Here is an 8,448-nt window from a genome sequence, read left to right as displayed (position 1 = left end):
ACAGGCGGGGGAGCGCATCTCGGGCAGGGGGCGCGGATCGTGCACGTGCCCGACGCCGAGGCGGCCGCGGTCGAGCTGGCCGGCTGGCTGCGCCCCGGTGACGCGGTGCTGATCAAGGGACCGAGGGCCATGGGCCTGGAGCGGACGGCCGAGCTGCTGCTCGGGGGTGCCGCCCAGTGACCAACATCATCATCGCCGGCGCGGTGGGCCTGATCCTCTCCATGCTGGGCACCCCGCTGGCGATCCGGCTGTTCTCGCGGCGCGGCTACGGCCAGGAGATCCGCGAGGAACTCGCGGCCTCGACCTCCGGCCACCAGGGCAAGCGCGGCACCCCCACGATGGGCGGCACGGTCATCGTGCTGGCCGCCCTGCTCGCCTACGGGGGCTCGCACCTGGCCACGCTGGAGCCGCCGACCGTGTCGGGCCTGCTCGTGCTGTTCCTCATGACGGGGCTCGGCGCGGTCGGATTCCTCGACGACTTCATCAAGATCTACAAGCAGCGCAGCCTGGGCCTGCGCAGCGGCGCGAAGGCCCTCGGCCAGCTCGTCGTCGGCGCGGTCTTCGCCTTCATGGTGGTCCGCGAGCCCAACGTGTACGGGATCACCCCCGCCGAGACCCGCCTGTCGTTCCTGCGCGACATCGGCCCGTCGATCGGCATCGTCGGGTTCACCATCTGGGTGCTGATCATGATCGTCGGGTTCTCCAACGCGGTGAACCTCACCGACGGCCTCGACGGGCTGGCCAGCGGCGCGACCGGCACCGTGCTGGCCGCGTACATCCTGATCGGCAACTGGCAGCTGCGCAACAACTGCATCGACCAGCTGGGCCCCAACTGCTACTGGGTACGAGATCCGCTCGACCTCGCCGTGGTCGCCGCCTCGGTGCTGGGAGCGCTGATCGGGTTCCTGTGGTGGAACGCCCCGCCCGCGCGCATCTTCATGGGCGACACCGGCTCGCTGGCCCTCGGCGGCGTGCTGGCCGGTCTGGCCATCGCCACCCGCACCCAGCTCCTGCTGATCATCCTGGCCGGCCTGTGTGTGATCATCACGCTGTCGGTCATCATCCAGGTCGGATCCTTCAAGCTGACCGGGAAACGGGTGTTCAGAATGGCGCCGCTGCAGCACCACTTCGAGCTCAAGGGCTGGGCGGAGACCACGATCGTGGTCCGCTTCTGGCTGATCGCGATGCTCTGCTCGGCGCTCGGGCTCGGTCTGTTCTACGTCGAATGGATGCCTGGGGCATGAGTCTCACCTGTGTCGCCGGGCTCGGCGTGTCCGGCACCGCCGTGGCCAGGTTGCTGGCCGAGCGCGGCGAGCGCGTCGTGGTCGTGGAGTCCACGGAGGGCGAGCGCCAGCTCGCCGCCGCGGCCGAGCTGGCGCGGGTGGGCGCCGAGACCCGGTTCGGCGAGCCGGTGCTGCCCGACGGGGCGACACGGGTCGTCACCACCGGCTGGGCGCCGCACCACCCGCTGATCGCAGCGGCGCTGCGGGCCGGGGTCGAGGTCGTGGGAGAGGTGGAGCTGGCCTGGCGGCTGCGTCCCGAGCAGGCCGCCCCGTGGCTGGCGCTGACCGGCACCAACGGCAAGACCACCGCCGTGCGCATGCTCACCTCGATCCTGCTGGCCGCCGGGCGCAAGGCGGTCGCCGTGGGCAACGTGGGCGTGCCGGTGGTGCAGGCCGTCGCGGAGCCGTACGACGCGCTGGCCGTCGAGCTGTCCAGCTTCCAGCTGCACTGGTCCAGCACGCTCGCCCCGCACGCCGCGGCCGTGCTCAACGTCGCGCCCGACCACCTCGACTGGCACGGCTCCATGGAGGAGTACGCCGCCGCCAAGGGCCGCATCTTCGAGCGCGCCGGCACCGTGATCTACAACGCCGACGACCCCGAGGCGACCCGGCTGGCGGCGCCGTACCCGCGAGCCGTCGGCTTCACGCTGCGGGTGCCGAGGAGCGGCCAGATCGGCGTGGTGGAGGACCTGCTGGTCGACCGGGCGTTCGTGGCCGACCCCGTCGAGGCGGCCGAGGAGCTCGCCACGCTCGACGACGTACGCCCGTTCGCGCCGCACAACGTGGCCAACGCGCTGGCCGCCGCCGCGCTGGCCCGCTCGCTCGGGGTGCCGTCGGAGGCCGTGCGGCAGGGGCTGCGCGACTTCGTGCCCGACCCGCACCGGCTGGCCCACGTGGACCGGATCGGCGAGGTCGACTACATCGACGACTCCAAGGCCACCAACCCGCACGCCGCCGCCGCGGCGCTGGCGTCGTACCCGTCGGTGGTGTGGGTGGCGGGCGGCCTGCTCAAGGGCGCCGACGTGGACGACCTCGTCCGCGAGGCCGCCCCGAGGTTGCGCGGCGCGGTGCTGCTGGGCACCGACCGTGCGCGGATCGCCGAAGCCATCGCGCGACACGCGCCGAATGTCCCCGTCGTGGACATTCCGGATCGGGAGACTGGTGCGATGGAACGAGTCGTCACCGAAGCCGCCCGGCTGGCCTCACCAGGGGACACCGTGCTGCTCTCCCCGGCGGGGGCCTCCCTCGACATGTTCGCCAACTATCCGGCGCGGGGGGAGGCCTTCGCGCGTGCCGTACGCGAGCTGAGGGCACGGCGTGAGCACGAGCGCTGAGGAACGCGCGCGCCCCGCCGCGCCGCTGCAAGAGGGGCCGGGCACGTGGGCCCGCGAACAGCTCGCGGTGGTCAAGGACCTGCTCGGCAAGCCGCTGACCACCTACTATCTGATCATCATGTGCAGCGCGCTGCTGCTCGCGCTCGGGCTGATGATGGTGCTGTCGGCCTCCAGCATCGAGGCGCTGCAGAAGACCGGCAGCCCGTTCTCGTGGTTCATCAAGCAGTCGTTGTCGGCCGCGCTCGGCGTGCCGGTGATGTACGTCTGCTCGCGCCTGCCGGTCAAGTTCTTCCGCTGGGCCGGCTATCCGCTGATGGCGCTGTCGATCATCGCGCTGATCATGGTGCTGTTCATCGGCTCGTCGGAACTGGGCGCGCAGCGGTGGATCTACATCGGTGACTTCACCATCCAGCCGTCCGAGCCGGCCAAGCTCGGGCTCCTGCTGTGGGGAGCCGACCTGCTGGCCAGGCGCGCCCGGCACGGCCGGATCGAGTGGCGGCAGATGCTGATCCCGCTCATGCCCGGCACCGCGCTCCTGTCCGTCATGGTCATGCTCGGCCGCGACCTCGGCACCACGCTCGTGCTCTTCATGATCTTCCTGGCGCTGCTGTGGGTGGTGGGCGCGCCGATCAAGCTGTTCGGCGGCATCCTGGCGCTGGCGGTGCTGGCCGCGGTCATCATGATCAAGGTGGAGCCGTACCGGATGGCGCGCATCGGCGCCTTCCTCGACCCATGGGCCGACGCTCAGGGCGCCGGATACCAGGCCGTTCAGGGACAGATCGCCATGGGCTCGGGCGGCTGGTTCGGGCTCGGGCTGGGCAGCAGCCGGCAGAAGTGGAGCTGGCTGCCCCACGGCGAGAGCGACTTCATCTTCGCCATCCTCGGCGAGGAGCTCGGCCTGATGGGCACGCTCATGGTGGTGGCGCTGTTCGGCCTGCTCGGCTACGCCGGCCTGCGCGTCGCCGTGCGCGTCAACGACCCCTTCATCCGCCTGGCGGCGGCCGCCATGGTCGCCTGGATCGTCGGCCAGGCCACCGTCAACATGGGCGCCGTGCTCAGCGTCCTGCCGATCACCGGCATCCCCCTGCCGCTGGTCTCGTACGGTGGATCCGCACTGCTCCCCACGCTGGCGGCGCTCGGCATGCTGCTGTCGTTCGCCAAGCGGGAACCGGGTGCGCGGGAGGCGCTGGCGGCTCGTGGCCCCGGGCCGGTCTCCCGGGCCCTAAGCTGGCTGGGCCTGGGGGGTATGACCAGAGGCCGGATGAGACGTTAGGGAGTGACCGAGATGAGGGTGGTCCTCGCCGGTGGGGGGACAGCCGGGCACATCGAGCCCGCGCTGGCCCTTGCTGACGCGCTGCGTCACCTTGACCCGAGCATCGGCATCACGTGCGTCGGCACCGATCGCGGCCTGGAGACACGGCTGGTGCCCGCCAGGGGATACGAGCTGGAGCTGGTGCCGGCCGTGCCGTTGCCGCGGGCGATCACCCCCAGTCTGCTGACCGTGCCCGGCAGGCTGGCCGGGGCGATCAACGCCGTGTCGGCGATCCTCGACCGGGTCAAGGCCGACATCCTGGTGGGCTTCGGCGGCTACGTCGCGACCCCCGCGTACCTGGCGGCCCGGCGGCGCGGCCTGCCGATCGTCGTCCACGAGGCCAACCCCCGCCCGGGGCTGGCCAACCGGCTGGGCGCGCGGCTGACCGAGCACGTGTTCACCGGCTACCCCGACGCCGCGCTGCCCAAGGCCCACTACATCGGCACGCCGCTGCGCCGCGAGATCGTCACGCTGGACCGGCTGTCCACGGGAGACAAGGCGCGCTCGTGGTTCGGGCTGGAGAACGACCGGCCGACGCTGCTGGTCTTCGGCGGCTCCCAGGGCGCCCGGTCGATCAACCAGGCCGCGCTGGCCGCCGCGCCGGCGCTGCGCGCGGCCGGCATGCAGGTGCTCCACGTGCTCGGCCCGAAGAACACGGTCGAGCAGGAGCCCCCGCCCGGCGACCCGCAGTACGTCCTGCTGCCCTACGTCGACCGCATGGACCTCGCCTACGCCGCCGCCGACCTGGCGCTGTGCCGCAGCGGGGCGCTGACCTGCGCGGAGCTGACCGCGGTCGGGCTGCCGGCCGCGTACGCGCCGCTGCCGCACGGCAGCGGCGAGCAGCGGATCAACGCCGAGCGCATCGTGCAGGGAGGCGGCGGCCTGATGGTCGACGACGCCGACCTGTCACCTGATTGGATCATCCAGAACGTCCTGCCCATCCTCCGCGACCCCGAGCGGGTCGCCGTCATGTCGGAGGCGGCCGCCCGGCTGGGGCGCAAGGACGCCGATATCACGCTTGCCCGGAAAGTGTTGGAGATAGCCCGATGAGTCTCGTCAAGCTGGTCGATCCCGTCGCCGAAGCAGATCTGGGACGGGTGCACTTCATCGGCATAGGCGGCGCCGGCATGTCGGGCATCGCCCGCATCCTTCTCAAGCGCGGCATACGAGTGTCGGGCAGCGACGCGCGCAGCTCCGAGCTGATCACCGAGCTGCGCGAGCTGGGCGCCACCGTCCACATCGGGCACGCGGCCTCCCACATCAGAGACGTCGACACGGTGATCGTCTCCACCGCCATCCGCGACTCCAACCCCGAGCTCGGCGAGGCGCTCAAGCAGGGGCTGCGGATCATCCCTCGGGCCGCCGCGCTGGCCTCCGTCATGGCCGGGCGCACCGCGGTGGCCATCGCCGGCACGCACGGCAAGACCACCACCACCTCGATGCTCACCGTGGCGCTGCAGAAGTGCGGCGCCGACCCGTCCTACTGCGTGGGCGGCCAGCTCGTCACGACCGGGCTCGGCGCCGACGACGGGCAGGGCCGGGTGTTCGTGGCCGAGGCCGACGAGAGCGACGGCTCGTTCCTCATGCTGGCCCCCGACATCGCCGTGGTCACCAACGTCGAGGCCGACCACCTCGACAACTACGGCGACTCGCGGGCGGTGCACGACAGCTTCGCCAGGTTCGCCGACCGGGTCGGCTCGCTGCTCGTCGTGTGCGCCGACGACCCGGGCGCGGCCGAGCTGGCGCGGCGCGCCGCCGAGCGCGGGCAGCGCGTCAAGACGTACGGCACGCAGGGCGAGCACTACCGCGTCTGCGACGTCCGCCCCGACGGGTTCGGCACGGTGTTCGGCATCGAGGGCAAGGGTGAGGTGCGCCTGGCCGTTCCCGGGGCGCACAACGCGCTCAACGCCGCCGCGGCCATCGCCGTGGCCGACGAGCTGGGGCTGCCGTTCGAGGAGATCAGAGACGGCCTGGGCGCCTTCACCGGGGCCAAGCGCCGCTTCGAGGCCAAGGGCGAGGCCGGCGGCATCGCCGTCTTCGACAGCTACGCCCACCACCCGACCGAGCTGACCGCCGACCTGCGGGCCGCCCGCGACGTGGTGGCCTCCTACTCCGGCACCGGCCGGGTCATCGCCGTCTTCCAGCCGCACCTCTACTCGCGCACGCGCTTCTTCGCCGAGGAGTTCGGCCAGGCGCTCGGGCTCGCCGACGAGGCCATCGTGCTCGACGTCTACGGCGCCCGCGAGGACCCCGAGCCGGGCGTCTCCGGTGCCATGGTGGCCGGGCGGGTGCCGCTGCCGCCCGAGCAGGTGGCGTACGCGCCTGACCGGTCCGCGGTGCCGGCGCTGGTGGCCGCGCGGGCGCGGCCGGGCGACATCGTGCTCACGATGGGCGCGGGCGACGTCACCGAGCTGGGCCCGCAGATCGTCGCCCGCCTCTCCTGACAGGCCCCGCTTCGGGCGTGGCGGGCGCGCTCACGCCGCGCGTCGGCGTAGGTTCTGTGCCGATCATGCAGTGACGATCATGCGGGGAGGGCGATGAAGGCGCGCAAGGCGTTCCTGGTGCTGCTGACCGCGGGGGTGGTCGGCACGGCCGCGTGGCTGGTGTTCCTCTCACCGGTGCTGGGGGTGCGCTCGATCGAGATCGTGGGAAATCTCACAGTACCGGAGGAGCGCATCGAACAGCAGGCCGGTGTGCCGGATCTGCATCCCCTCGCCACCGTCAACCTCGCCGAGGTCCAGGGCCGCGTCCTCGGCATCAGGCAGCTCGCCGGCGCCAAGGTGGACCGGATCTGGCCCGGCACGCTGCGCATCGAGGTGGTCGAGCGGGAGCCGGTGGCGATGATCCAGGCGGGCGACAAGTACGCGATCATCGACAAGCACGGCGTGGTGATCGAGATCGAGACCGCCCTGCCGCCGCTGCTGCCGGTGCTCAAGGTCGACCGCCCGGCCGAGGGCGACCCCGCCATGATGGCGGCGCTGCAGGTCATCGACGCGGTCCCCGACGAGGTGGCGGGCAAGGTCAGGCAGGTACGCGCCGGCACGGCCGAGGGCGTCACCCTGGAGCTGTCCGACGGCCGCACCGTGATCTGGGGCGGCACCGACCGCCCGCAGGAGAAGGGCCGCATCCTGACCTCCCTGCTCAAACGCGAGAAGGCCTCCCAGTACGACGTCAGCTCTCCCGACGTGGTGACGCTGAAGTGATCGTGATCGTCAGGGTCTGGCAACCCGGGGGCAACGGCATCGCCGAGCCTGTGCGAGACGCGGCGCGCGGCGTGAGAGCCTGTAAGCCGGACTTTCGGCAGTGGAGGGCCGCGACCTGGCGTGCGCGCGGAGCGAATCGGACAGCCCGCGACACGCCGGACGTGCTTGCGGCGCGGTTAGTTGACCCGCCCGGAGCGTAACTCCTACTGTCCGTATCAATCCTCAGGTTGACATAAATCTAAATCTCAACCTGAGGTTGAGAGATACCCGAACAGAGAAAAAGCGGAGACAATCCGCACCGAAATGGCAAGTCAACGAGCGGAAAGGCCCCTCGTCGTGGCAGCACCGCAGAACTACCTCGCGGTCATCAAGGTCGTCGGCATCGGCGGCGGCGGAGTGAACGCCGTCAACCGGATGATCGAAGAGGGACTCAAGGGCGTCGAGTTCATCGCGATAAACACCGACGCCCAGGCGCTGCTGATGAGTGACGCCGATGTGAAACTCGACGTGGGCCGTGAGCTCACGCGCGGTCTGGGCGCGGGCGCCAACCCCGACGTGGGCCGCAAGGCCGCCGAAGACCACCGCGAGGAGATCGAGGAGGTCCTCAAGGGGGCCGACATGGTCTTCGTCACGGCCGGCGAGGGCGGCGGCACCGGCACGGGCGGCGCGCCCGTCGTGGCCAACATCGCCCGGTCGCTCGGCGCGCTGACCATCGGCGTCGTGACGCGGCCCTTCAGCTTCGAGGGCCGGCGCCGCGCCATGCAGGCCGAGGCGGGCATCGAGACGCTGCGCGACGAGGTCGACACGCTGATCGTGATTCCCAACGACCGGCTGCTGTCGATCTCCGACCGGCAGGTGAGCGTGCTCGACGCCTTCAAGGCGGCCGACCAGGTGCTGCTGTCGGGTGTCCAGGGCATCACCGATCTGATCACCACGCCCGGTCTGATCAACCTCGACTTCGCCGACGTCAAGTCGGTCATGTCGGGAGCGGGCTCGGCGCTCATGGGCATCGGCCACGCGCGCGGCGACGACCGCTCGGTGGCGGCAGCCGAGATGGCGGTCTCCAGCCCGCTGCTGGAGGCCAGCATCGACGGCGCCCACGGCGTGCTGCTGTCGATCGCGGGCGGCTCCGACCTGGGCCTGTTCGAGATCAACGAGGCGGCCCAGCTCGTGTCGATGGCCGCGGCGCCCGACGCCAACATCATCTTCGGTACGGTCATCGACGACGCCCTCGGCGACGAGGTGCGGGTGACCGTGATCGCGGCTGGCTTCGACGACGTGCCGGGCCCGACGGAGAAGCAGGTGCCCCGCCCGGC

General features: G+C 71.4%; 7 protein-coding genes and 1 pseudogene. All 8 read left to right on the top strand.

Annotation, left to right across the window (positions count from 1 at the left end):
• Positions 1 to 180 (top strand): annotated as a pseudogene (locus tag E1286_RS43695) (UDP-N-acetylmuramoyl-tripeptide--D-alanyl-D-alanine ligase); the annotation flags it as partial.
• A complete protein-coding gene (mraY, locus tag E1286_RS43690; protein ID WP_132622761.1) occupies positions 177 to 1,244 on the top strand; it encodes a phospho-N-acetylmuramoyl-pentapeptide-transferase in 1,068 nt (355 codons plus the stop codon). The pseudogene E1286_RS43695 and the gene mraY, both read left to right, overlap by 4 nt.
• Positions 1,241 to 2,617: a UDP-N-acetylmuramoyl-L-alanine--D-glutamate ligase gene (gene murD / locus E1286_RS43685; protein WP_246075664.1), complete on the top strand. Its 1,377-nt coding sequence runs from the start codon at positions 1,241 to 1,243 to the stop codon at positions 2,615 to 2,617. The genes mraY and murD overlap by 4 nt, the downstream gene beginning before the upstream one ends.
• Positions 2,601 to 3,890, top strand: a complete 1,290-nt coding sequence (ftsW, locus tag E1286_RS43680; RefSeq protein ID WP_187368313.1) for a putative lipid II flippase FtsW — start codon at positions 2,601 to 2,603, stop codon at positions 3,888 to 3,890. Before murD ends, ftsW begins: the two co-directional genes overlap by 17 nt.
• Positions 3,891 to 3,902: 12 nt before the next feature.
• Entirely contained in the window at positions 3,903 to 4,979 is a 1,077-nt protein-coding gene (gene murG / locus E1286_RS43675; RefSeq protein WP_132622757.1) for an undecaprenyldiphospho-muramoylpentapeptide beta-N-acetylglucosaminyltransferase, read from the top strand.
• Positions 4,976 to 6,373, top strand: a complete 1,398-nt coding sequence (gene murC, locus E1286_RS43670) for a UDP-N-acetylmuramate--L-alanine ligase (RefSeq protein ID WP_132622755.1) — start codon at positions 4,976 to 4,978, stop codon at positions 6,371 to 6,373. Before murG ends, murC begins: the two co-directional genes overlap by 4 nt.
• Positions 6,374 to 6,466: 93 nt before the next feature.
• On the top strand, positions 6,467 to 7,132 hold the full coding sequence (locus E1286_RS43665; protein WP_132622753.1) for a cell division protein FtsQ/DivIB: 666 nt from the start codon (positions 6,467 to 6,469) through the stop codon (positions 7,130 to 7,132).
• Positions 7,133 to 7,468: 336 nt separating this feature from the next.
• Positions 7,469 to 8,448: cell division protein FtsZ (gene ftsZ / locus E1286_RS43660; protein ID WP_132622751.1), on the top strand; the 980-nt coding region annotated here is incomplete at its 3' end.

Origin of the sequence: Nonomuraea terrae (assembly GCF_004348995.1) — a bacterium.
Classification (GTDB): Bacteria; Actinomycetota; Actinomycetes; order Streptosporangiales; family Streptosporangiaceae; genus Nonomuraea; species Nonomuraea terrae.
This window is presented reverse-complemented; position numbering and strand designations above follow the sequence as displayed.